The sequence below is a fragment of the Pseudomonas khavaziana genome, from assembly GCF_019145205.1.
In the GTDB taxonomy this organism is placed as follows: Bacteria; Pseudomonadota; Gammaproteobacteria; order Pseudomonadales; family Pseudomonadaceae; genus Aquipseudomonas; species Aquipseudomonas khavaziana.
This window is the reverse complement of sequence record NZ_JAHSTT010000008.1, coordinates 165764-189125: the sequence shown is the minus strand read 5'-3', so window position 1 is coordinate 189125 and position 23362 is coordinate 165764. Positions and strand designations below refer to the sequence as shown.

The window sequence follows — 23362 nt, the reverse complement described above, 5'->3', positions numbered from 1 at the left end:
GTGAGCGACTACGCCAAGCCATTGCGCTTGGCCAGGTCACCGAGCGCAATCAGGTTTTCTACACTCAGTTTGCGTTGCAGGCGGATTTTATAAGTGCTCACCGTTTTGTGATTGATCATCAACTCATCGGCGATGGCCTGGTTGCCCATGCCGCGTGCCAGCAGTTTCAACACGGTGATCTCACGATCTGACAATTGCGCAATCAGCTGGCTTTCCTCGCTGGCGGCCTGGGTATTGTCGCGTAATTGGTGGATGGTATTGACCGGGAAATAGCTGTAACCCGACAGCACTGCCTTCACCGCCCCTATCAGCTCGTCCAGGTTGTCATCCTTGCAGACAAAACCTGCGGCACCGGCTTGTAACGAGCGCATGGCGAAGTTGCGAGTGTCGCCAGAGGTGAGGATCAACACACGGGTAGAAATGCCGATAGCCTTCAAGTGCGCGATGACAGAGAGGCCGTCCATTTTCGGAATACTCAGGTCAAGAACGATCAGGTCCGGGAGCAGTTTGCGGACGACTTCTACCGCGTCTACACCGTTGTCGACCTCGGCGACAATCGAATGGCCTTCTTGCTCAAGCATCACGCGCACAGCCATACGCATCAGGGGGTGGTCGTCGACGATGACTATGTTGCCCATAGTTAATGAGTTCCTTACAGTTGAGATAAGATGGTAGGCCTGCTGATGACAGTTCAAGCCTACATCGGCCCGCGGGGGCTGTATTATTGTAACCCTCCCCTCCCCATTCGCCACTACTAATCGCATACTCGACGCACTACGAGTACGCAGAAAGAATAACAGCTTGCTCATAGAGCATGGATAGGGTGAAGGTAAAAAACCTTGAGCACATCACCCGCAAACAAAGGAGCAACCGTAAATAGCAACACTTACCCGATCATTGCAATACGCGTGAAGTCCAAGTAACAAACAAAAGACATGACCACCACCCTCATGCAAAGTTTATTTTTTTGGAGAAGCGCCTGCAAGCCAATACATAATTTACAGAAAATCCATAATTTAAGCGCGCCTCATTCATAAACCAGAGTGACAACCACACCTGCCTCAACGAGACCTGGGGACATTTTTGAAGCATCACGCTTATACCGAGCAAAAAACTGCTTACTTAAGTTTGCGCCTGCAGTCCCTACAGCACCAATATAGCGCCTGCTAAGCGTGGTAAGTTCAGAGCTAAAATTCACTGGAGTAAATCCATCAATCACTTGCACGCGTATTCCTTTCACATAACGTGCCCCATCCGGAGAGGCGAGCAGAGCACTGTTATTTGCTGAATTATAGGCATCTGTCATATAGTAGGATACCGTGTATGGAGCAAATGAATCGGAACAAACCAGCGAAAGACTAAATTGGGTGTCGCCCGCGGTATCACCGACCGATTTAAACTGTGAAAAGCTGGACTTTGGTAGCTTTACAACATCCGGCGACTCAAGAGTACATGATTTTGACTTTGCAGTGACTGTCGTGCCGGAGGTAGTTGCAATACCCATATCAATCGACGCAAAACCGTTTTGATCAAACGTCGAGGCTATTACATTGAAGGGGGGAACGGTATAAATACCTGACTTGAGACCCTTATCTATAGCCACCAATCTTATTCGCGCACCTATCTTGATATGTTGATTAATAAACGATACCGGAGCACCTGACGAGCTATGTGTAAGCATCACGCCACCACTAGCTGTGACATCAGTAGCCGCCCCCCAATCCCCGATCATATACATAAGCTCAGCAATAAAACCTACACCCGGGACCGGTGTTGAAAACAATGAATAGTTACTTTTGCCAAATGAGAACGTGCCTACACGAGGGGCCAAGAACGTATTATTCAATTGAAAAACACCAACACCATTGCAAATCCTTTGATTGGATGCGGTATGCCACTCGGTAGAAATCATACCATCAGCATGGCTTTCTTTCTGCCAGTTTATGTCAGACGGTAAGATTATCTTCAACGGTGACGAGACCGGAGCGCATACAATTTCCGCATTACATACGCGAACAAAAAAACAGAAAAACACAAACCATAATTTTCTCACACCACTCTCCACATCGCCCAAGAGGAAATACAAATCAAACTTATCATACATCAACTCCCTAAATTGATAGTACCGTCAGCAGCCATAGCAGATGTAGCGAAAAGCCCAACGATGGACGACGCGAGAATTATTTTGAATGGAATAGACACCACTGTGTACCTCTAGGTTGGCAACAACAAATAGATAAGTTCACTATGCTTAAGAGTTCCCGGATTCTACCTTTCTCACAGAAGCAGCCAACCGCAACGATCCACACAGACCAAAGATAGATCCTCAGGCCTTGTAGGACTATTCCTACACAGCATAAATAATTTTTCTCAGCCGACATCAACCCCAACAAAACATAATGAATTAGAGCATATAAAATATGATGAAATATATTCGGACGGGAATTCCGATAGCGGAAAACCAATCACACTCCGAGAGGGATTATTGATATTTCTAACACAGTTCACATTCAGGCATGAAGTGAGTCACATCATCATTGGATAAGAAGCTCGACCGTACCGAGACAAAAAAATTGGCGTGCATCTGTGAGGCAACGCCAACCTAAACTTCTACATTTTAACCTTGCATGTTTTTATCGATTCTAAAGCACTCAACATGCGCAAGGTGCTGGTGGGCGCAAAAAATCAACTACCCAAATGAATTGCCTGTTTTTATCTTTCGGTGAACCATACCTTCGGCAACCTTGCTTGTACCGTCACAGTTTTGATCTGCGTGTAGGCATTCAGGGTCTCCCGACAGAACTCTCGACCAATACCACTATTTTTATAGCCGCCAAAGGCGGTGCCATCGGTAATGTTCGAATAACGATTGATCCACACCGATCCCGCCTCCAACCTTGCTGCGGTTTCCATAGCGTGCTGCAAGTTGCTGGTATAGATTCCGGACGCCAAACCATATTCGGTGTCATTGGCCTGGGCGATCATCGTTTCATAATCATCCCACACGATCAGCGACAGTACCGGGCCAAAAATCTCTTCTTGGCAGATGCTCATGTCATTACGTGCAAGTAACAAGGTTGGCTGGATGAAGTAGCCGTGATTACTACCTGGTACTGCTGCGCGACCGCCACCTGCGAGCAGCTCGGCGCCCTCTTCCAAGCCCATAGTTATGTAACTCAACACACGCTCACCTTGTTGCGCGTTGACCAGACAACTGACCCGCGACTCTTCGGACAGTGGAGAACCCACTTTCACTCGATTGAACGCGGCAATCAGCTTTTGCTTGAACACTTCAAAAATCGCGGCATGCACAAACAAGCGGGTACCGGCCAGGCATGACTGCCCGTTGTTATGAATAGCTGCGAAGGTGGCGTTATCGACCACCGCATCAATGTCGTCGATATCGGGGAACACAATATTGGCGCTCTTACCCCCCAGTTCGAGTGTCGCGGGTACCAGACGCCGGGCGGCCACTCCGGCCACGGTGCGACCGACTTGCGTACTGCCAGTAAATGACAGCTTCCTGACCAGAGGATGCTCGCTCAACGCCGCACCGACTACCTCCCCCAACCCGGTGACCATGTTCACCACCCCGGCCGGGAAGATCTCGTTAATCAGCTTGCCTAATTCAAGCGTCGATAAAGAGGCGTTTTCATCGGGTTTCAAGACCACAGTATTGCCGGCCACCAATGCCGGAGCGAGCTTGAACGCAGCCATAATCGCCGGCGCGTTCCAGGGAATAATCTGCCCGCACACGCCCAAGGGTTCACGCTTGGCGATGGCGTAACCACCGTCGATTTCCCGACCAGTGTCTTCATGAGCCATGATCACTGAGGCGAAATAGCGATAGTGCCGAACGGCGGTAAGGTAGTCCTTGCGTACTTCGCTGATGCAACGACCCACGTCATGGGCATCGATCATGGCCAGGCGTTCACTGTGCTCTTCTATCTCGTCCGCCAGCAGATTTACCAGACGTGCGCGCATCTGCTGACCCAGGGCACGCCAGGCTGGAAACGCAGCATGCGCCGCAGTAACGGCGCGATCGACGTCCGCGGCGTCACAATAACGGATGTAGGCTAAGTGCCTGCCCGTGGCAGGGTCGATCGCAGCAAAAGAGTGCGCTTTATCGTCAGTTTCAAACACCCCATTGATCAGTGGGCCATAGGACTTATCGAAATTGATTTGCATGGTGTACCTCATATTTAAACGTGAAATCTGGATGATCTATGTTATAAAATCCAGACTACTTTATTTTCCGTCCAATTGGGTGATATATGGATCCTCTGTCCGACGTCCTTTCATTGTTAAGAATCCGTAATTACCACTCCGCCACGCTGTCCTTGGGCGGTGATTGGGCTTTCACCTTTCCTGAACGCGAAGGCATCAAGTTCACGGCGGTAGTCAAAGGCAGTTGCTGGCTACAAGTGGATGGCGAACAACAACCGCAGCGACTGCATCAGGGCGATTGCTTTCTGATGACCAGAGGCATGCCTTTTTCGCTCTACAGTGATATGTCCCAGCCGGTGATGAATTCCGACGGTCACTTTCAAACCCTCGCGGCGGACGAACTGGCCCTGCATTACGGCGGCGATGAAACTCAGTTGGTCGGTGGCCGTTTTGACTTCAGCGGTGTCCCTACTCAATTGCTACTCAGCGGCCTGCCCTCGCTGGTTCACGTACAAGGCAATGATCCGCAGGCCTCGGTCCTGCGCTGGGCGCTTGAGCGGTTCACCTCGGAGTTGCAGCAGAAGCGCCCAGGCCGCTCGCTGATGAACGAACACTTGGCGCACCTGATGCTGGTCGAAGTCTTGCGCACCCACCTGGCGACCCTGGAAAGCAGCGGCATCGGATGGTTTTACGGCTTGGCCAACCGCAACCTCAGTGTTGCCCTTAGCGCGATGCACGCCGACCCGGCCCATCGCTGGAGCGTCCAGGAGCTGGCGCAACTGGCGACCATGTCACGCTCAGCATTCGCGCTGCGCTTCAAGCAGGTGGTCGGCGCAGCACCTATGGAGTATCTGACGTACTGGCGCATGTTGCTGGCCAGTGATCGGTTGAAGAACTCCGATGACTCGGTGTCTACCATCGCGTTCTCATTGGGCTATGAGTCCGAAAGCGCATTCAGCACGGCATTCAAGCGCGTCATGTTGCAGTCGCCCCGCCACTATGTGCGCGAGCATGCCACCCAGGCTTAGTGCAGCCCGCCGCCGATTATCAGGGTTTCACCGGTGATCCAGCTTGCATCCGACGATGCCAGGAAGGCGACTGCGGGTGCAATATCCTCGGGCTGACCAATGCGACCCAGCGGCGTTATGGCTTCTATTTTTTCGCGAAACGCATCTTCGAAAAAACCGCTGGCATGTACGCCTTCGGTGACAACCAACCCTGGGTTTACTGAGTTGACACGAATATTTCTGGGGCCCAGTTCATTGGCCAGGGTACGGGTGATGGCGTCCACAGCCGCCTTGGAGGCGGTGTATACCGCCGAGTTGGCCGGTGTGAACGAGGTGACGCTGGAGCTGATGTTAACGATGCTGCCGCCCTTAGCGTTGAACACTTCAACTGCTGCCTGGGTACACTGGATCAGTCCCAGGACGTTGAGGTTGAACTGGCGATGAAACTCCGCCTCAGTAATGTCGGCCAAGGCGCTGGTCGAGTAGACACCGGCATTGTTGACCAAAATATCGAGGTGACCATGCTCATGCACAATGGTCTTGAACAGCGCCTTGAGGTCGGCGCTGTTGGAAGCATCGGCCTGCACTGCATATGCCCTGGCGCCGGTTTGCAGGATCTGTTCAACCACCCGGTTAGCGTCCTCGCGACTGTTGGCGTAATTAACGATGACAGTGGCGCCATCCTGGGCCAATTGTTTGGCAATGGCCGCGCCAATACCCTTGGAGGCGCCGGTCACCAGCGCGACTTTCTTGTGTAACCTGTTCATGTTCACTTCCTTTCTATTGCAGGCTGAAAATCAGTGAATCCAGCTTAAGAGGATGGCGGGAACCGGTTAATAGCCAATGCTCCAGAAAAGCTTAGTAATCGTCCTGCCTTCATCACGACCGCCCGCGCCAAAAGAATATGCAAAAGCAGATCAGTGAAAGCAGCAATGGGATTGCCAGGATGTTGAGCGCCTTGAGCAACAGGCCTAGATGCTCAACCTGAAGGGTCAGCTCTCGCGCTACAAGGCGCATCTGCATTTCAACGCCTGCTTTTTCAGCGTTAAATTGTGCAAGGGCGGTTTGCTGTTCCGCCGTCAGAGGCATATTGCGCCCCTGCTCTGCGGCCAATGGCGCGAGATGCTTTTCAGCTTCATCGAGCTTGCCCTGCAACTCAAGGCTCATTCTGCGATAACGCTCGCGGGATTGCTGCTGCAAATGTTCGACCACAGTGAACGTTCGGCTGTAATGCCCGCGCGAGCGCAAGCTAATCAAGGCATCCGACCCGGACAGGCTGTCCAGCGCATTGAGCACAAACACCGCATTGTCAGCCCATGGCACGGTTACCAGCCGGTCCCCTTGCTGCTGCACATCCGCCCACAGGTTGTCGCTCAGCATATCCGTGTCCGCCACAACTACGACGTTGACGTTCTGCGCCTCGGTAAGCGGTCCGGCAATGTCGGTGAAGGCCGAACGTGCCGGCCCTTGCAGCCGCACCGCAATCAAGTAGCGTTCACCTGTAGCCCTGAAGCTCTTGACCAAGTCATCAGGGTTTTTCAGATGATCCAGCCGCGCCGTCTTGAAAGCCATGGCCTGTTCTGAACTGTGCAGCAGCGGCGTCAACGTGGTCGTCGCACCGGGCACTGCGCTCAGAATACCGACGGTTGTCAGGTTGAGGCTGCCAATGCCGGCTGTAATCACGTCCTGTGCGTTCATCGAGGCAGTTGGCAACCCTAAAGCGGTTGGTTGCCAGACCGGTACTGCGCCTGGCGCCAAAGCCACAAATTGGCCATGACGACCGTCGCCCAACACACTATCGCTCAACAACTTGATACCCCAAGCCTTAAACAAGGGCGAGAGATCGGAGGACTTGTCTTTACTGGGTATCCCAAAATAATGATCGCCGCGATCCTGCTCGCTATAAGGATCGGCGAACACCAGCAATCGCCCACCGCGCAGTACAAACTGGTCGATGGCGCGCAGTGTCGCCTTTGGTAACCGCTTGGGATGAACCAGCATCAAGACCTTGAGTTCGCTGTCGATAGTGTCAACATCAAGCTGCACTTCGCGTACGTCAAACGCGTTACCGATCTCCTGCATAATCCGCCACGGCTGCCGGGTTCGCCCCAACTGAGCGTCGAAGCCTCCCACCAACGGCAGCGAAGACATTAAGCCGATCACCGACTTTTTGTTTCGAGCCAGCGCCTGCAATGTGCGACTGATGTCGTACTCAAGAAACACCTGCTGTTCAAGCGCAAAAAAACCGATGCTCGCGTGCCGTGCCTGGGCGTCGACCATGGCCAGGCCAAAAAACACCGCAGACCCTGCCTTGCCGATAGGGGCAGATTGCATGCCAAGCTCCACTGCGCGCGCTTCGTCTGCTGAAAATGGCGCAGGATCTATGACATGAATCCGTAACCGACCCTTCGAGACGCGCTCGTACTCGCGCAGCAGGGCCTCGATGCGCACCGCATAGCTGCGCATGACCAAAAGATCCCTAGCGGCCTGGCTGGAAAAGTAGAAGTACAGGTCCGTGGGTTCGGTCACGGCCTGGATAATCTGGCGGGAGCCCGGGCTGATGGTATAAAGCTGCTGCTCGGTAAGGTCCGCCCGCATTGATGCCAGACGCGGCGCCAAGTCAAAATTGACCGCCACGAAACCGACGATAATAATCGCCAGACACAAGCAACTACGTGTCAACGGTTTGAACGACATGGCCTCATACCGCCTTTTTTAGCTCAACCGCGATGACAGTGGCGGCGAGCCAGGCGACAAGCTGGCTGATAAAGTACAGCAGGTCCTGCGGGTCTAACACCCCTCGGCAGAGCCCCTCAAAGTGCGTGAGAAAACTCAGCGAAGCCACGCCATCCAGCCACGGCAAGCTAGCCCAGCCACGCAAGGCATCCAACAAAACCGGGGTACCACAGACCATGAATGCAAGACACAACACCATCGCTGTAAGGTAGGCAATCAATGGGTTCTTGGTCAGCGCTGAAAGACAGCCGCCGATCGCCAGGCAGCTCCCCGCCAGCAGCCAACTGGCCAAGTAACCGCAGAGGATTACGCCGTTGTCCGGTACACCCAGGTAGTTGACCGTGATAACCAACGGAAACGTCATTGCCAGCGCGATTGCGCTGACTACCCAGGCGGCGAGGAACTTGGCTACAACCGCTTCCGCCGTCCCCACCGCCAGGCACATCAACAACTCGATCGAACCGGTCTGCCGCTCAATGGACCACATGCGCATCGCCAAGGTTGGCAACAGCAGGGCGAATAACCATGGCAGGCAGTCGAAAAATGGCTGCAAGTCAGCTTGGTTGCGCTGGTAAAAGTCGCCTAGGTAAAAGGTGCTGATACCGCTGAGCACCAGCAACAACATGGTGAACACGTAGGCGATAGGCGTGATGAAATAACTGCACAGCTCGCGCTTGAACACTGGCCAGAACGTCTTCATGCGTGTTGCTCCCGGGTCAGCAGCCGGAAAACTTCACCCAACGAGCCGCGTTCGACTTCCTGGCGGGGCACATCCCAACCGCGGCTCAGAATAAGCGAGTTGATCGCCGGTAATATCACCACTCCAGTGCGTGCCAGCACCCGCACGCTATGGAGTTCAGGCCCCGCCTCGATGCCAGCAACGCCTGGCAGCATACCCAGCGTCATCATATCCAGAGGCTGTCTGGGATAAAGCGTCACGGCCTGGTGATAACGCGAACGACTTTCCAGTTCCAGTGGGGTGCCGTCCACCAACAGACGCCCTTTATCCATGACCAGCACACGACTGCACAACGCGGTGACCTCTTCCAAAATATGCGTGGAAATAATCACGATCTTGTCGCGGGCCAAGTCTTTGATCTGCTCACGTACGCGGTGTTTTTGATTGGGATCGAGGCCATCAGTGGGTTCATCGAGGATCAGTATCATGGGGTCATGCAAAATCGCCTGCGCCAAGCCGATACGGCGCTGAAAGCCCTTTGACAACGTATTAATAGTCTGGCCACGGACCTCCATCAACTCGAATTGCTCAAGCATGGCTGTGACCCGTGACTTCTTATCGCCCCCACGCAAACCACGCACTTGAGCGATGAAATCTAGAAAACTCACGACGGACATTTCGTTGTAACAGGCACCGGTTTCCGAGACGTAACCGATCAAGCGCTGAGCATGGCGCGACTGCCGGCGGATATCAAAACCACAGAGGTTGGCGGTACCCGAGGTGGGCGATATGAAACCGGCGAGCATACGTAAGGTGGTTGATTTGCCGGCGCCGTTTGGACCGAGCATTCCCAACACCTCTCCGGAGGTTGCACTGAAAGACACATCATCCACTGCAAGAGCATTGCCGAACCGTTTGGTTAAATGGGCTATATCAATCATGGCTATCGAATTACCTGCGCAAACGCGTTGAAGCGCATAGGAGTGCACGCTTCGTTTCGCACGCACCTTAACCACAGGATGAGGGCCCTGAAAGGTCAAGTGTGATAAATCCGATTGTCCCTTGGCGCGCTTCGAAATATCTACGAGCAAGTGCGATTTATCTGATATGCGCATCAGAGTCGGCTGGCTATTGTCTCAATCTTAAATCCCTCAATCTAAATAGCTGGAATCCAAATGTTATTGCGAACCCTCGAAGTACCTGACGGCCACGGCCAACTACACAATGCTGTAGTGCTGTGTGGCTTTATCGCCACGCACATCAACCGAAAGTTTCTGGTTTATAGCCTGAATGAAAAATCTGGCGATGAATTGATCAAGATTTATCTCACACCCCTCGAAGGAGATGATCGTAGCCTTGATATGTGTAACGCCCCACCGGAAGCGCTGACGACCGCTACACAAGTGCTAAAAAGTATTATTCGCGATGCTTGCTCAGTTGATGCCACGCAGACTGACGACACCTATAGGGTATTGGACCTGACAGAAACAAACATTCTGTGCAGCTCAGAGAACACTCATTACAACTTGAAAATCAGCGAAACGTGGCTTAATAGTCTTCTGCACTATAGCCCTGGCACTTACGAAAATTCACCCTCCTTTCAATCCAGTGGCAGCGATGAGCCTGAGCGCAGTGCAACAAAGACTGAATCGGCTTCTTCAAATGAGTTACTAGAAAAACCCTGCGAACAGATAACCTCTGAAAAAATTGAAGTGAACTTGAAATCACTCATTGCCAGCGTGGTTAAGCACAAGGAAATATTACTGGGAAAATATATAGCACTTGAAGAGCGAGAAAGAGAGTGTGAGCGGCGAGAAAAATTTTTAACAGATCAGGAGTTGATAATGAGCCAACGCGAAAAAGAGCTGCACAGAAGTATTGAATCACTGCAATCGGCTGAAAAACAACTCAACGCACTTTTGAGAGCCTGAACACTTTATCCCTTCGCGCCTTTTATCGCTCCAGTCATTGAAAAGGCTCACCACAAAAAAAACACAAAATACAGTAAATTTAAAGGAATCAGTGAACCATGAGAATAGGCTTTCAAAAGCTATCAGTAGCGAGCGGAGCTTGCTTTTTCCTTTTGTATATCAGCAGCAACCTGATGGCTGACTGTAGCTTCCCTTCTGGAAATAGCAAAAGTGTGATATCAATTAATTTGCCAAAAACAATTGTGCTACCGAGGGATACTCCGTTAGGCACAACGGTGTTTGAATCGGCAACTTACCCGCACAATAGTAATTCATTAATACATTGTAGCGGACAAACCCCATTCGGTGTCACAAACAATCTTGGAAGCAACCCAACTACGACAGATTTATTTCCTATCGGGGACACCGGACTATCCTGGCAGTATGTCTACAATCGCGTAACTGTCAAAGGATACGGCTATACAATAACCAACCTCCCGCCCACGGGCTCGACTAGCTCATTAGCAAATTCGACAGGCGCTCTGCGTATTGTAAAAACTAGCAAGATCGTGAGCGGGGCGACCATTCCTGCCGGAGATATGGGTGGATTGACATTTGGAGGGCTTCTTACAACTAGCATTCGGCTGACCAGCATTGCAACCGTTACAAGCCCAGCCTGCCAAACCCCCAGCGTGCAGGTCGACATGGGCCAACATCGACTCGACGATATGCCTAAAGATGGCTCGCCTTCAAAAAAAAACATCGCATTCAATATCAACCTCTACAACTGCCCGCCCGGTATCAAGAAGGTGTTGTATACGCTCACGCCCACCTCATCCTCGCCGTCATCGAACAGCAGCCTGGGCATTATTAAACTCAACCAAACCTCGACAGCGAAAGGTATAGGCCTGCAGATTGTCGATGGCGACCTTAAGCCTGTAGCACTAAATACCCCCATCACTCTCAATGATTATTCGGAGACCGGCGTAAGCTTCACCATTCCTTTGAACGCGCGTTATACTCGAATTGCAAGTGGATCGAAGATAAGCCCGGGTACAGCAAATGCCGAAATAACATTCGTCATGAGCTATTTGTAGCATTTAGGTCTCAACTTTTTCGCAGTCTTTATGGAAACGTAAACGTAAACTCTGCCGCTCCGTTGGCTGCACGAGCTTTCAAGGCCTCACCACTGCCCAACCGAACATACTGAGCACTCAAGAGTATTTCCATCCCCGGCCCACTTCATTGCATAATTGACTCTGTCGTAACGAACCACCTATGGGTTATTTCATTCGTCATGACAATCCCGAAACAAAGAATTTGGTTGCCGGCGTGAGAGCGCCGGACACATCAAACTAGGCTTGGCCAAACTGAAGGCCAAAGGCCTACACTAATCAAGCTGGCTATGACGTCCCGCTACGACAGCCCGCTTTTGACTTTGTGCGCATGCCACAAAGGATGACCCCGTACGACACAGTTCGTCAGATTCAAATCCAAAACTGTGTGCACCCAGAAAAAATGGCATAATATGCCAAAGTTCGAAAGATACTGTTTATCGAAAGCTGGAGCTTATTATGGCGACGCGAAACGTTGTGCTCACCCCTCATCAGGAGCAGGTTATCCATGACCTGGTGCAGTCTGGCCGCTATCAGAATGCTAGCGAAGTGATGCGGGCAGGTTTGCGGCTATTGGAACAGCGTCTCGCCGAAGACACTGCCAAAATTGAGGCCCTGCGTCAGGCGACCTCAATCGGCATCATGGATCTTGAGCACGGGCGCTTTACTCAGGTGAGCGAAGAGGGTCTGGAGCACTACCTCGAGGGCTTGAGCCTGGAGGCAACCCTCCCCGCGAGAGAGAAACACTGAGCATGCCGCAGTATCGGATTTCCAACCCGGCGCGCTCCGACATTGTCGACATCCTCAGACTCTCCCAGATGCAGTTCGGCGATCAAGCACGCCAGCGTATCAGGCGCTGATCCTCTCGGCGCTGCAAGCGATCGCCGACACACCTTATCGCATTGGCAGCTACGAATGCGATGAGCTGGCACCGGGCCTTCGCAGCTATCACCTCATCTATTCACGACAGCTGGCCAAACAGCCCCATGGGGCGGTCAAGAGCCCTCGCCATCTCGTGTTTTATCGTGTAGCAACCGCCGACGTGATCGAGGTCGTCCGACTCCTTCATGACGCCATGGAAGGGCAACTGCACCTGCCCAACGACTGATCGCCGAGCGAGCTCAAAGGCTTAGCTGGCAATGAACAGCGAAGGTAAGGCGCCCGCATCTATATGCAACCTGAGCGCCCTCGCTGCCATCCGGCTCCGTACCCCGTTGAAGCGAGAGGTTCTGGGGCCGACCGGACTATTGAGACCCATGATCAGAGGCACGATGCTCAGCGTTGCGTACCACATTGAATACTGAACAACCGCTTCCTAGGCGTTTTCGGTGGCCAGGCGCCTAGCATTCCCCTCCGTCAGCCGTTGGACACGCGGATCGATCTCCCTGGCGACCAGCGCCATTGCAACATCTCGCAGAGCATGAGCATCTTACGATGCCAATTTCAGGACAGGTGCTGAAAGACAGCCCGGACAACTCCAATTAAGGACATCGATTCATCTAACGACCAAGAATTTGCCAGATTCGGGTTGGTCATCCAGTATACGGAGGCGCACTGAATACCAGCCACGGCCACCCCGCTCCGGGTCAGAAATCGCCATTCGCGATCGCTCGCCCACCCTGTGCAATTGGGGGCATATCTGAGGGCATGCTTTGGAGGGCTTGAAAAGGCTGCCCCCACCGACGCCCCTACCGCCCCGCTCAAGGCCAAGACCGCCAAGACAGTGCGCACCACGTTTTCCACTCCATGCGCAATGCCCCGTCAATGCAGACGCTCGAATGACCGACGTAGACGGCATATTTGCCTATATCCAGCCATAGACATATAGCCCGAAAAACTACAGCGCAAACTCCGCCCGGATCAGCGTCCCCCCTTCGGCGCGGTTGCTGGCGGTAATGGCTCCGCCATGGGCCTGGCAGATTGCGCGGGCGATGGACAAGCCCAGCCCGCTGCCGCCCGAATAACGCGCCCTGGAGCGCTCCGCCCGCCAGAAGCGGTCAAATACGCTGTCCAGGTGCTGAGCCTCGATACCTGGGCCGCGATCACCGATCTCTAACACCATCCGGTCTTCGACTCGATGCGCCATGACGCTCAATTCGCCCCCGCCAGCCGCGTAACGCAGCAGGTTATCAACCAGGATATTGATCACCTGGCCCAGACGATCGCGATCGGCATGCAGACGAAACCCATCGGCAATACTGACCTGCGTGCGCACGCCGGCCTCATCCAGTTGCGGCTGGAACCAGGCCAGTCGTTCGGCGACCAGGGCCGCCAGGGAAAAATCGCTGCGCTCCAGCACCAACCGGCCGGCCCGGGCCATCGATAACAGGTGCAGGTCATCCACCAGTTTTCGCAGTTGATCGAGCTGGCGCTTGACCATGCCCAACTGCGCGGCATCGCTGGGGAACACCTCATCGAGCATGCCCTGCACCCGGCCCATGGCGGCGTTCAATGGCGTGCGCAGTTCGTGGGCGATGACCGCGCTGGACTCGCGTACATCGCGCTCATAGCGCTCCAGTTGCGTGGTCATGCTGTTGAAGTCACCGATCAGTCGCTGCAGCTCATCGGGTGCGTCGCGGTGAACCGGCAGGCGCGTCAGGAAATCACCGCCGGCAACCCGTTGCGCGCCCTGGGCAATTGCCGAGAACTGGCTGGACAAGGGGCGCGAAAACCACAAGCCACAGGTGATGATGATCGGAATTGCGGCCAGGACCAGGCAAGCCAGAATCAGCCAGTCGCGGTTGGCCATGTCCGGCAGGAAGAATTCCAGCGGATAGTATTCGGCAACCAGTTGGCGCAAGCGTGTCTCATTGAGCTGCGGCTCGACGCGCAGCTGCAGCAACTCCTCGCGCGCCGCTGGCGGCAGGTGCTGCAAAAAATACCGGTCCGACAGCCTGAAGTTGATCCACATGCAGATGGCGATCACCACCACCGCGCCGATCGCCAACAGGCTCATGCGCATGCCGACCCAGCGCCACAGGGGTTTGTCGTTGACCCGTGAGTTCTCAAGCATGGTGCTCACCTGAATCGATAGCCGATGGAGCGCACCGTCACCAGTACCCCGACGATGCCATGGGTTTCGAGCTTGCGCCGCAGGTTGTGCACATGGGCGTCAACGACGCGGGCCAGGGCTTCGCTTTCCGGCAGGCAGATTTCCAGCAGCTCATTACGGGTGAAGGCCTTGGAGGGGGTCTTCAGCAAGGTGACCAACAGTTTGAACTCCGTCGGCGTCAGGTCCAGCAACTGCGACGGCGCATCGCGGTGTTCAATGGCCGCGGTGAAGGCGACGAGGTCCACTCGCAGGTTTTCATGACGCAGTGACTGTTCCACCGGTTGGCTGCCCGTGGTACGCCGCAACACCGCGTGCACCCGCGCCACCACCTCGCGTGGGCTGTAGGGCTTGACCACATAGTCGTCGGCGCCATAGCGCAAGGCGCCGAGTTTTTCCGGCTCGTCGCCCATGGCCGTGACCATGATCACCGGCGTATCACTGCTGCGCCGCACGGCGGACAACACCTCGGTGCCACTCAAGCGCGGCAGCATTACGTCGAGCAATATCAGGTCGGGCCGCCAACTTTTGTGCAGGTCCAGGCCGCGTTGGCCGTCTTCGGCCAGGGCCACCTCAAAACCGTCCCGACGCAGATAGGCTTCGAGAATGTTGGCGCTGTCGGCGTCGTCTTCGACGATGAGGATACGTTTTCCTGACACAAAGAAGCCTCTTGATGAAACCTTGATAATTCACGAACGGTTTATTGAAAGTCCGTGGGCAGTATTGCCCTACGCCCGGCTTTCGCGAGCCGATCCTATGCCGACCACTGCATCGCTGTCCAAGCCTATCCAGCTGCCTGAACGTCTTGGCGCGGTTTTGCTGTTGGTCGCCACGCTGTCCGGCGCACCGTTTTTTTTCTCCGCTGAAAGGGTTTCAACATGAACTTGACCACTCCTCCTACCCGTACCGTGCTATGGGGCGCCGCCGCATTGATGGCCTGCACGCTCGCGGCCCCGGCACAGGCGGCCGACGCCAGCCCGGCAGCCGACGAAACCACCGCCACCTTGGGCCTTGGCATGGGGGTCACGCCGCGCTACATGGGCGCCGACCGCTACCACGCGCTTGTGCTGCCGATGTTCAGCATCCAGCACGGCGTGCTGTTCGCCGATACCACCCGTGGTCTGGGCCTGCAATTTCAATCCGACAGCGGCTTTGGCGCCAGCGCGGCGATCAACTACGACCTGGGTCGCAAGGAGAAGGACAGCACCAGCCGCCCGGGTGACCGTGAGCTGAACGGCATGGGCGATGTCAACGGCGCCACCGTCGCCGACTTCACCCTCAGCCAGCAACTGCTTGACTGGCTGTCGGTCAGCGGCGAAGCCGAACTGCGCATGGCCGGTGAGCACCGTGGCAACCGCTACCGCTTCGGCCTGGAAGGCATCCTGGTGCATACCGACAGCGACACCCTGGCCCTGGACATTGACGCCCATGCCGGCGATGGCCGCTACAACCAGACCTTCTTCGGCGTCACCCAGGCACAGAGCCAGCGTTCGCTCTATGGAAAATACAGCGCCGATGCCGGGATCTACGCCTACTCCGCCGCCTTGAACTGGCAGCACAGCCTGGACGCACACTGGTCGACGCTGGTCAGCCTGACGCTGACCCAGTACGCCGACCAGGCCCGTAACAGCCCGTTGGTCCGGCGTGAGAGCGCAGGCCAGGGCATGTTCGCCATCAACTACACCTTCTGATAACGAGGCGCCAGGCATGCAGGGTTTTGCTCAATTGCTCCGTCCTTGGGGCCGTCTCCTGCTGCTCGGCGCGCTGTCGCTGAGTACCGGTGCCCAAGCCTCGGCGTTCGTCCATCCGGGCCTGCTGCAGACCGAGGAGGACTTCATACGCATCCGCGAAAAACTGGCCAACCATAACCAGCCGTGGCTGGCCGGCTGGCAGAAGCTGATCGCCAACCGGCACGCATCCCTGGCCTGGAACCCAAGCGCGGTCGCGGTGGTGTATCGGGGGGCAGATGGTCGACATCCGGAAAACTACGCCAGGTTATTCAACGACGCTGCCGCCGCGTACGCCTTGGCCCTGCGCTGGCAGCTTTCGGGCGATACCGCGTATGCCGACAAAGCCGTAGCGATGTTGAACCAATGGTCCACCACCCTGACGGCGATTGAAGGCACATCGGACCGTTTCCTGGCATCCGGTTTGTATGGTTATCAACTCGCCAATGCCGCAGAGTTACTGCGCGGTTATTCAAAGTGGACGGCTGCGGATTTTCATCAATTCCAACGCATGATGCTCACGGTCTTCTACCCGATGAACCATGATTTCCTGGTACGTCACAATAACGCGCGGGTCGACCACTATTGGGCAAACTGGGACCTGGCCAACATGAACTCGATGCTGGCAATTGGCGTACTGACCGACCGCCGCGATATCTATAATGAAGCGGTCAACTATTTCAAACATGGCGCTGGCAACGGTGCCATTGAGCACGTGGTCTGGAAGCTCTACGGCAATGGCCTGGGCCAGGTCCAGGAAAGCGGGCGTGACCAGGCGCATACATTGCTCGACATCGCCTTGCTCGGGAGTTTCTGCCAAATGGCCTGGAGTCAGGGTGAGGACTTGTTCGGTTACCAGAACAACCGCGTGCTACAAGGCGCCGAGTACGTGGCCAAGTACAACCTGGGCCACGACGTGCCATTCACTCCCTTCATCAATAGCGGTTTCAAGCAAACCGTTATCTCGCCGGAACATCGCGGTGACATCCGTCCGATCTGGGAACTGCTCTACAACCACTACGTCGTACTTAAAGGCCTAAAGGCGCCGAACGTGAAAGCCTTCGCGCAGAAGGTCCAGGTTGAAGGTGGTGGCGGGGATTACGGACCGAACAGCGGTGGCTACGATCAGTTGGGGTATGGAACCTTGCTGTATTCGTTGGGGGAATATGGGCTGTCCAACACTGAGCTGATGCCGTGAAGGTCCATCTTCGAGCCGGCAGCCCCGCTTTAGAACGGTAGCCGGCCGCTCAGCATGTCCCACCAATTTTCCAATCACCTGATCCATGCTTTACCGGTTTATATCCGGCAATGGCCCCCACTTTATCGGATTTACTTACTGCCAAACCGGCAGTCATTCGAACCGTCGCAGCGCTTGAACCCGAACAGGCGCTCACAACGGCCCGCAAAATAGCCCCAGGCAGTGCTGCTGAGCCAAGTGGGTGGCGACCAGCAGCGTACGCCAACCCTCAAAGTCATAGAACAGGACCTGCCATATCAACCACAGCCACAGGTAGTTGAATTGAAACACCGCCCCGATCATTTCTGGCGACCCACGGTTCCACTAAGCCTGGCCTCCACTGCCATGTCGATCGGCTCCGATAACTCAGGTCAGGCCGCCGTCCACCACCATGACCTGGCCAGTCATGTAGGCCGCGTCCTGCGACAACGCGAAGGCCACGACTTTTGCGACCTCTTGCGGGGTGCCGAAGCGGCGCATGGGGATGCGGTTTTCCATGTCGGCCACCCGTCGTTCGTTTAGCTTGCGGGTCATGTCGGTGTCGATGAAACCGGGCGCGACGACATTGAACCGCACGCCACGGGCGGCGAATTCGACCGCCATCGAGCGCGTCATGCCGATCAGGCCCGCCTTGCTCGCGCAATAGTTGGCCTGCCCGGGCACGCCGATCAGCCCGGATATCGAGGCCATATTCACTACTACGCCAAAGCCCTGTTCGATAAACAGCGGTAACACCGCCTTGCAGGCAAGGAACGCGCTGTCGAGGTTACTGCCGATTACGCTGTGCCACTGTTGCTCAGTCATGGCCAGCGCGCTGCGGTCCTGGGTGATGCCGGCGTTATTGACCAGCCCTTCGAGGGAGCCAAAGTGCGCTACGCACGCCTTGACGGTCTGCTCGAGAGCATTGGCATCACGCCCATCGGCACGCACCGGCAGCACCCGATCAGTGCCCAGGGTTGCCGCCAATTGCTCGGCCTGCTCGATATTATTGAGGTAGGTAAAACACACGTTCAGGCCGCGTATCACGAGGTCCTGGACCACCGCGGCGCCCAGCCCGCGTGAACCGCCGGTTACCAGCACCGTACGCATTGGATGATCGGGGCCGTTGGATTTATCGGTCATGAATGCGCCTCCCTGGCAGGTGTATCGATGGAAAAGATCTTTCCGGGGTTGAGAATGTTATCCGGGTCCAGCGTGCGCTTGATCGCGCGCATCATCGCCACGGCCCCCGCGCCTGCCTGGTCGATCAGATAGCCCTGCTTGTGCAGCCCGATACCGTGTTCGCCCGTGCAGGTGCCCGAGAGCCGAATAGCCCGTGCCACAAGCCGATCGTTGAGTGACTCGGCCAGCGCCCTTTGCTCCGGGTCGTCAGGATCAATCAAGTAGCCGAAGTGGAAATTGCCGTCGCCCACATGCCCTACCAGAAAGTACGGCAGGCCCGTCGCGTCGACTTCGGCGATGGACTCCAGCAGGCATTCGGCCAAGCGGCTGATCGGCACGCAGGTGTCGGTGCTGATTGCACGGCAACCGGGCTGCGATTGAATCGCGGCAAAGTAGGCATGGTGTCGAGCCGTCCATAACCGCCGACGCACCTCGACGCTGGTCGCCCATTCAAACGCCTGGCCGCCCCACTCGCCGGCAATCGTCTCCACGGCTTGTGCCTGCTCACGCACACCCAGTTCGCTGCCATGGAACTCCATCAACAGCATCGGCGCCTGCGGCAGCTCCAGTTTGCTGTGCACATTGACCATGCGTACGGTATTGGCGTCGATCAGCTCGATTCGCGCCACGGCGATACCGGACTGGATCACCTGCATCGCCGCGTTCACCGCCTGGTCGATGCTGTCAAACGAACACACGGCAGCGCAGATCGACTCCGGCACAGGGTGCAGGCGCAGGGTGATCTCGCTGATAATGCCCAGGGTGCCTTCGCTTCCCACCATCAAGTGGGTTAGGTCATAGCCGGCGCTGCTTTTTTTGGCCCGGGTACCGGTGCGGATGACATCGCCGTCGGCAGTCACCACCTGCAGGGCCAGCACATTCTCTTTCATGGTGCCGTAGCGCACCGCATTGGTCCCGCTGGCGCTCGTGGCGCACATGCCACCGATGGACGCATCGGCGCCCGGGTCGATGGGAAAGAACAGGCCGGTGCCCTTCAAGGCCTCTTCAAGCTGACGGCGGGTCACGCCCGGCTGCACGGTGACGCTCATATCTTCGGCATGGATCGCCAGGATCTGGTTCATCTGGCTGAGGTCAAGGCTGATGCCGCCCTGCACCGCCAGCAAATGACCTTCGACGGACGACCCGGCACCATAAGCGATCAGCGGCACGCGGTGCGCAGCCACCAGGCGTACGGTGTCAACGATGTCTTCGGTGCTGCGGGCAAACACCACGGCTTGGGGCAGCGGTGCATCGACATACGCCGACTCGTCGCGGCCATGCTGCTCACGTACGGCCGTAGCGGTCGAACAACGTTCATCAAAACGTGTCGCGAGGGCTTCGATAAGCTCAGCCGGCGCTTCACGTAATACCGTGCGGGCAAAGGTCTGGGCAAGTTGGCTCATGTCATTTCCTTATTGAATGCGCGGCATACCTGACGCTGCGCGCCCAGGCCAGCGACCTCGGCCTCGACCACATCGCCGTCGCGCAGGAACGCCTGGCCAGGTCGCCCCAATGCCATACCCCCCGGGCTTCCGGTGAGGATCACATCGCCAGGGTGCAGGGTCATGAAGCGGCTAAGGTAGTGAATCAGGTGATACACGTCGAAGATCATGTCCTCGCTGCTGTCGCGCTGCATGACCTCACCATTGACCCGGCAAATCAGTTCCAGCGCCTGGGGCGACGGCACCTCATCGGCCGTCACCAGATAAGGCCCCAGCGGTGCAAAGCCATCGAATGACTTGCCCTTGATCCATTGCCCGCCCCGCTCCAGTAACCAACTGCGTTCGGACAAGTCATTGGCGGTGCAGTAACCCAGGATGCAGGTTGCCGCGTCAGCGGGCATGGCCAGGTATTGGACCCGCCGGCCGATGACCACACCCAACTCCACCTCCCAATCGGTCTTGTCGCCGTCCAGTGGCAGCACCAGGTCATCGAAGGGGCCCGCCAACGCATGCACCGATTTACTCGACACAATGGGTTCTTCCGGCACTGCCATCCCCGCCTCCCGCGCATGCCGGTGGTAGTTCAGGCCAATCGACAGGATCTGTCCCGGCCGCAATGCCGGCCCGATGCGTTCGTGCTCGATATGAACCTGCGGCAGTTGCGCCCATTGCTGGGTGAAACGCCGCGACAACGCTTCCATCTGCGCCACCGCCAGCGTTGCCCCGGCCCAATCATCGACCCACCCACTGAGGTCACGCACCGAGCCATTGACGTCGACTGCACAGGGGCGCTCACGCCCCGGTGCACCCACCCTCAGCAGGCGCATGACAACGCCTTACGTGGGCTGAGGAAACGCTCGAAGAACGCCGTTTCTTCATCGCTCATGGTGCGCGGATAGCGCCCTTCATAATTGAATGGCGCCATGGTGGTCGACGCTAGGGCGCACAACGTGTCGCCATCACGCACTTCGTATTCGATCGTGACAGCGGCGGCACGCACTTCGGAGACCCACATATGGATGGCCACGGGTTCATGCTTATGCACCAGCGGACGCTTGTATTCGATCCCATGCCTGACCACCACGGAGCCGCCGCTGAAGAAGGCATCGCCCTGCTCCGCGCCCAGGCGCCAGATGAAGTCCACCCGCGCCTCCTCGAGCAAGCGCAGGAACGAAACATTGTTGACCACCCCGTACACGTCCATGTCGGACCAGCGGACGGGGCATTGATAGATGTGCACAGAAGTCTGTGCAGTAGCCGACGTGTCTATGCGTGGGCTGGCAGTATCAATCGACATTGGCGTGTACCTGCATACAGAAAGCCTGGATGTAGTCGTCCTGGGCAATGGGCGCGCGCAACAGCTCAGGTGACAGGGCAAAACCCTCGATCAGGGTCGGCACGTGGGGGCGCAGGGCTGTGCATTGCTGGTCGATTCGCCCCGACAGCGATAAGGCTTGGCCGGCGTCGATAAGCTCATGTGCCAGGAACCAAACTGCGTCGCGCTGCAGCAGGTTCAGGCCGTACAGCGACACCAGGCCATTGAGCGCCGCCTTGGTTTCGTCCTGCTGCGCATGCAGCGAAGCACTCCACAGTTGCTCCAGGGCCATGCGCTCACCGCGCAGCCGCGCAAGCTCCAGGCCCGGATTCATTGCGTCGTTCCACACCTCGAAATAGCCGCGTTCATCAGCGTTCATCTCCTCGCGGATCGTCAGCCACAGCTGATGCTCACGGAACGCGATGGCCGTGATCAGCCACTCCGGTTCGGCCAGGCGTCGGGCGCGTGCCGGGCGTAGCGGCACTGGCCCTTGCCAGGCCTGCGCGAGCAATTGACCAGCCACGGTTGCGAGCAGCACCAGGTTGTCACCCTCGGCGGTCACCAGGCCTTGCAGCAGCGAACCGTAATCGGCGATGCGGTTCACACTGAAAATGCCTTGTGCGCCACAACGCTCGCGGCACTCGGCAATCACGCTGGAGGCATCCCAGGTCGCCAGCGCCTTGGTAATATTGATCAGGCTGACGACATCGGCAGCCGGCTCCACCGTGTTGGCCAAGAAACGCGCCTTGGCTTCGTTGAGCAGCAGCGTCATTGCATAGGTGCTGGCCAGTGCCGAGAACAGCGAGCGCTGGTAGCTGCGGTACTCGATGACAGGCATGTCGTTGGTTCCGGGAGCGTTGGTCAACCGCTGCTGGCCATAGCGCAATGCGATGTACAGGCTCGCACGACTGGCGCCCTGGGCGGCACTGGCCACACACAAGCGGCCAGGCACGATTCGCGACATGGCACGCAGGAAGCGCGAACGAGCATTGCCCGCGCCGAGTACGAAGCTACCGTCTTCGCTGAAGTGGCCCATGTCGCCGTGCAGCAGGCTGCTACGGGGCACGCGCACGTTGTCGAACCAGGTCAGGCCGTTGTCGAGCCCTTGCACCGGTTTCTCCGGGCACATGACCGCACGGATGCCCTGGCATAAGCCAGCCTCAGTGGACAGCCTGATCAGAAACGGAAATACGCCGTGATCCTTGCCGTCGATTTTCAAGCGCGCCATCACGGTGGCGACTTTGGGGATATCGCCGAACCCGCTGTAGGACATGTACTTTTGCGCGCCGGCACTCGGCGTATTCAGCGTAAAGGTCTGTCTGTCGCGGTCATACACCGCCTCAGTCTGCAACGCTGCGACGTTATTCCCAAAGCCCAGTTCGGTCGCCATGTAGGGGCCGAACGAGGTCAGCTCGTCCAGCGCCTCGGTCAGCCCGGCGATGTCGTCACGGCCCTGGGCGTGATCAAACACCGTGCCCAGGCAAAGATTGTAGTGGACCATCAACAGCGAGAAGCTGGCGACGTCCAGCAGACTGGGCCATTCGGCCAGGGCAAACAGCCTGCGCGGGTTGGCGAGGATCTGCAGCGGACGTTCCAGCGCCGCGTGCAGATGGCGGCTGCGGGCGTAGGCCAGCCGTCCGGCCTCCTCCAGGTTCAGACCTGGCTGCGGGTCGAAGATCGGGTCGAGCAGCAGCTGGCGTATGCTCTGGTGATGGCTCTCGAAGGTGCCGGCAAACAACAGGTCGCGCAGTTCGTCGCGCGCCAGGGGAGCGACGGCTCCCGGGATGCTTGGTTGAGTCATGACATGTCCTGTGCAG

The 23362-nt window shown here is 56.6% G+C and carries 21 protein-coding genes and 1 pseudogene; 7 read left to right on the top strand and 15 right to left on the bottom strand.

What is annotated here, in order from left to right; genetic code table 11:
* Window positions 1–8: 8 nt before the first annotated feature.
* From KVH01_RS19990 to KVH01_RS19980, 3 genes are all read right to left on the bottom strand, one after another.
* Entirely contained in the window at window positions 9–638 is a 630-nt protein-coding gene (locus KVH01_RS19990) for a response regulator transcription factor (RefSeq protein ID WP_217882601.1), read from the bottom strand.
* A gap of 389 nt (window positions 639–1027) precedes the next feature.
* On the bottom strand, window positions 1028–2104 hold the full coding sequence (locus tag KVH01_RS19985) for a fimbrial protein (RefSeq protein WP_217882600.1): 1077 nt from the start codon (window positions 2102–2104) through the stop codon (window positions 1028–1030).
* A 608-nt stretch (window positions 2105–2712) separates the two neighbouring features.
* Entirely contained in the window at window positions 2713–4188 is a 1476-nt protein-coding gene (locus KVH01_RS19980) for an aldehyde dehydrogenase family protein (protein WP_217882599.1), read from the bottom strand.
* A gap of 86 nt (window positions 4189–4274) precedes the next feature.
* Between KVH01_RS19980 and KVH01_RS19975 the strand changes: the two genes are divergently transcribed.
* Window positions 4275–5195, top strand: coding sequence for an AraC family transcriptional regulator (locus KVH01_RS19975; protein ID WP_217882598.1), 921 nt, complete (start codon window positions 4275–4277; stop codon window positions 5193–5195).
* Here the strand turns inward: KVH01_RS19975 and KVH01_RS19970 are convergent.
* From KVH01_RS19970 to KVH01_RS19955, 4 genes are all read right to left on the bottom strand, one after another.
* Window positions 5192–5941, bottom strand: coding sequence for an SDR family NAD(P)-dependent oxidoreductase (locus KVH01_RS19970; RefSeq protein WP_217882597.1), 750 nt, complete (start codon window positions 5939–5941; stop codon window positions 5192–5194). The genes KVH01_RS19975 and KVH01_RS19970 overlap by 4 nt on opposite strands.
* Window positions 5942–6053: 112 nt before the next feature.
* A complete protein-coding gene (locus KVH01_RS19965; RefSeq protein ID WP_217882596.1) occupies window positions 6054–7871 on the bottom strand; it encodes a Gldg family protein in 1818 nt (605 codons plus the stop codon).
* A gap of 4 nt (window positions 7872–7875) precedes the next feature.
* Entirely contained in the window at window positions 7876–8610 is a 735-nt protein-coding gene (locus tag KVH01_RS19960) for an ABC transporter permease subunit (RefSeq protein ID WP_217882595.1), read from the bottom strand.
* The gene (locus KVH01_RS19955) at window positions 8607–9530 is read right to left on the bottom strand and encodes an ABC transporter ATP-binding protein (protein ID WP_217882594.1); all 924 of its coding nucleotides are present in this window, start codon (window positions 9528–9530) and stop codon (window positions 8607–8609) included. The genes KVH01_RS19960 and KVH01_RS19955 overlap by 4 nt, the downstream gene beginning before the upstream one ends.
* A 234-nt stretch (window positions 9531–9764) precedes the next feature.
* Here KVH01_RS19955 and KVH01_RS19950 point away from each other — a divergent pair, with 234 nt between their 5' ends.
* The 4 genes and pseudogenes from KVH01_RS19950 (at window position 9765) to KVH01_RS19935 (ending at window position 12722) form a co-directional block, all read left to right on the top strand.
* A complete protein-coding gene (locus KVH01_RS19950) occupies window positions 9765–10520 on the top strand; it encodes a hypothetical protein (protein ID WP_217882593.1) in 756 nt (251 codons plus the stop codon).
* 98 nt (window positions 10521–10618) lie between these two features.
* Window positions 10619–11596, top strand: a complete 978-nt coding sequence (locus tag KVH01_RS19945; protein WP_217882592.1) for a fimbrial protein — start codon at window positions 10619–10621, stop codon at window positions 11594–11596.
* A 477-nt stretch (window positions 11597–12073) separates the two neighbouring features.
* Complete coding sequence (locus tag KVH01_RS19940; protein ID WP_217882591.1) at window positions 12074–12364, top strand: type II toxin-antitoxin system ParD family antitoxin; 291 nt, start codon at window positions 12074–12076, stop codon at window positions 12362–12364.
* A 2-nt stretch (window positions 12365–12366) separates the two neighbouring features.
* Window positions 12367–12722, top strand: a pseudogene (locus KVH01_RS19935) (type II toxin-antitoxin system RelE/ParE family toxin).
* Window positions 12723–13451: 729 nt separating this feature from the next.
* On the opposite strand, the gene KVH01_RS19930 reads toward KVH01_RS19935, so the two are convergent.
* Entirely contained in the window at window positions 13452–14627 is a 1176-nt protein-coding gene (locus KVH01_RS19930) for a sensor histidine kinase (protein WP_217882590.1), read from the bottom strand.
* 5 nt (window positions 14628–14632) lie between these two features.
* Entirely contained in the window at window positions 14633–15322 is a 690-nt protein-coding gene (locus KVH01_RS19925; RefSeq protein ID WP_043049438.1) for a response regulator, read from the bottom strand.
* Window positions 15323–15541: 219 nt separating this feature from the next.
* On the opposite strand from KVH01_RS19925, the gene KVH01_RS19920 reads away from it, so the two are divergent.
* Both KVH01_RS19920 and KVH01_RS19915 read left to right on the top strand, forming a co-directional pair.
* Entirely contained in the window at window positions 15542–16354 is an 813-nt protein-coding gene (locus KVH01_RS19920; protein WP_217882589.1) for a MipA/OmpV family protein, read from the top strand.
* A 16-nt stretch (window positions 16355–16370) separates the two neighbouring features.
* A complete protein-coding gene (locus KVH01_RS19915; protein WP_217882588.1) occupies window positions 16371–17588 on the top strand; it encodes an alginate lyase family protein in 1218 nt (405 codons plus the stop codon).
* A gap of 192 nt (window positions 17589–17780) precedes the next feature.
* On the opposite strand, the gene KVH01_RS19910 is transcribed toward KVH01_RS19915, so the two are convergent.
* The 6 genes from KVH01_RS19910 to KVH01_RS19885 form a co-directional block, all read right to left on the bottom strand.
* Window positions 17781–17918 carry a hypothetical protein gene (locus tag KVH01_RS19910; RefSeq protein WP_217882587.1) on the bottom strand — a complete coding sequence of 46 codons (138 nt, stop codon included), beginning with the start codon at window positions 17916–17918 and terminating at the stop codon, window positions 17781–17783.
* 75 nt (window positions 17919–17993) lie between these two features.
* Window positions 17994–18749 (bottom strand): 3-oxoacyl-ACP reductase FabG, encoded by a 756-nt coding sequence (gene fabG / locus KVH01_RS19905; protein WP_217882586.1) that lies wholly within the window; start codon window positions 18747–18749, stop codon window positions 17994–17996.
* Window positions 18746–20191, bottom strand: coding sequence for an FAD-binding oxidoreductase (locus KVH01_RS19900; RefSeq protein WP_217882585.1), 1446 nt, complete (start codon window positions 20189–20191; stop codon window positions 18746–18748). The genes fabG and KVH01_RS19900 overlap by 4 nt, the downstream gene beginning before the upstream one ends.
* The gene (locus tag KVH01_RS19895; protein WP_217882584.1) at window positions 20188–21057 is read right to left on the bottom strand and encodes a fumarylacetoacetate hydrolase family protein; all 870 of its coding nucleotides are present in this window, start codon (window positions 21055–21057) and stop codon (window positions 20188–20190) included. The genes KVH01_RS19900 and KVH01_RS19895 overlap by 4 nt, the downstream gene beginning before the upstream one ends.
* On the bottom strand, window positions 21045–21527 hold the full coding sequence (locus KVH01_RS19890) for an acyl-CoA thioesterase (protein WP_217882583.1): 483 nt from the start codon (window positions 21525–21527) through the stop codon (window positions 21045–21047). Before KVH01_RS19890 ends, KVH01_RS19895 begins: the two co-directional genes overlap by 13 nt.
* A complete protein-coding gene (locus KVH01_RS19885; RefSeq protein WP_217882582.1) occupies window positions 21517–23346 on the bottom strand; it encodes an acyl-CoA dehydrogenase family protein in 1830 nt (609 codons plus the stop codon). The genes KVH01_RS19890 and KVH01_RS19885 overlap by 11 nt, the downstream gene beginning before the upstream one ends.
* Window positions 23347–23362 lie beyond the last annotated feature (16 nt).